Source organism: Streptococcus sp. GMD6S (assembly GCF_000297015.1).
The window spans coordinates 1-1,054 of the sequence record NZ_AJRH01000168.1 but is presented as its reverse complement, the minus strand read 5'-3'; the positions used below and the strand labels follow the sequence as shown (position 1 = coordinate 1,054).

Sequence of the window (1,054 nt, the reverse complement as noted above, 5' to 3'; positions counted from 1 at the left end):
TCGACCAGTGATAGCATCGAAGATATTTGCTATGCAGTTGGCTATAGTAATGTTGGATATTTCTATAAGGTTTTCCGTAAATTGTGCGGAAAATCACCGAAAGCTTATCGGAAACAAGTTGAAACTAGCTTGTAAAAGTTGTATTCCTGTACAAAAAATGCTATAATGTTCAAAATATCTTTTGGAGGAAAACATGAAAAAGAATCCTATTTATCTTTGGGTTTTGTTAGTCTTATCAGCCCTCATTTCATCTATGTCATTATTTGGAATCTTGAGTCCATTGCCAAGTAAAGATGTGCTTCGTGCTAGCCTGGCGAATAGCGGGACGCTTACTGCTCAGCAATTAGAAGACACAGTCAACTATACTTACCAAGTAACAGCGTCATCGCACTCTATTTTTAATACGTTGTTGATTGTTTTATCTGCAATTCTAGTTGTAGTAGCCTTTGTATTTCTAGTACGTAAAAATGTGCAATTCGCAAACTATGCTTATATTGGCTATGTTCTACTAGCGATTGTTGGTTTGGTTTATAGCTATATGAATGTTCAAGATGCGGTTCAATTAATCAAAGATTCTACCCTCGGCCTAGGAATGGGAGCATTTGCACAAGGAACGAATATTTTGTTCATCATTATCAATGTTCTCTTTTTAGCCTTAGTCTTTTACAAGATGTGGCGCCAACAAAAAGATTTGGCCGAAGAAGTCGAAGCAGAAGAAGTTGCCTAAGTATTGACAAAAAAGAACTATCAAGTTACAATCTTGTTAGTTCTTTTTAAATCGTAAACAAAAAATCGAGGTCAACATGAAAAAAATATCCCTAGTGTATATCAGTCTGAGTGGGAATACAGAGAGTTTTGTAACCCGACTCAAGGACTATCTCTTGTCTCAGTATGAGGGAATTGAGGTCCAAAAAATCCATATCAAGGATTTGGTCAAGGAAGGCCAAGAATTCTTTGAAATGGAACATCCCTATGTCGCTTTCTTGCCGACCTATCTGGAAGGTGGAAATGGTGTCGATAACGGCGATGTTGAGATTCTAACGACTCCAGTGGG

At 37.5% G+C, this 1,054-nt stretch carries 3 protein-coding genes; all 3 read left to right on the top strand.

Going from position 1 to position 1,054, the window contains the following annotated elements:
• Window positions 1–135 (top strand): helix-turn-helix domain-containing protein (locus GMD6S_RS12390; RefSeq protein ID WP_008294506.1); only part of this gene is annotated, 135 nt, incomplete at its 5' end.
• Window positions 136–193: 58 nt separating this feature from the next.
• Window positions 194–727, top strand: a complete 534-nt coding sequence (locus tag GMD6S_RS09415) for an ABC transporter permease (protein WP_000740038.1) — start codon at window positions 194–196, stop codon at window positions 725–727.
• A 76-nt stretch (window positions 728–803) separates the two neighbouring features.
• The coding region (locus GMD6S_RS09410) for a class Ib ribonucleoside-diphosphate reductase assembly flavoprotein NrdI (RefSeq protein ID WP_000724243.1) at window positions 804–1,054 on the top strand (251 nt) is incomplete at its 3' end.

What these genes read in the sequence shown, in the direction of transcription:
- GMD6S_RS09415 (WP_000740038.1), top strand. Translation starts at nt 194, where the DNA reads ATGAAAAAGAATCCTATTTATCTTTGGGTTTTGTTAGTCTTATCAGCC.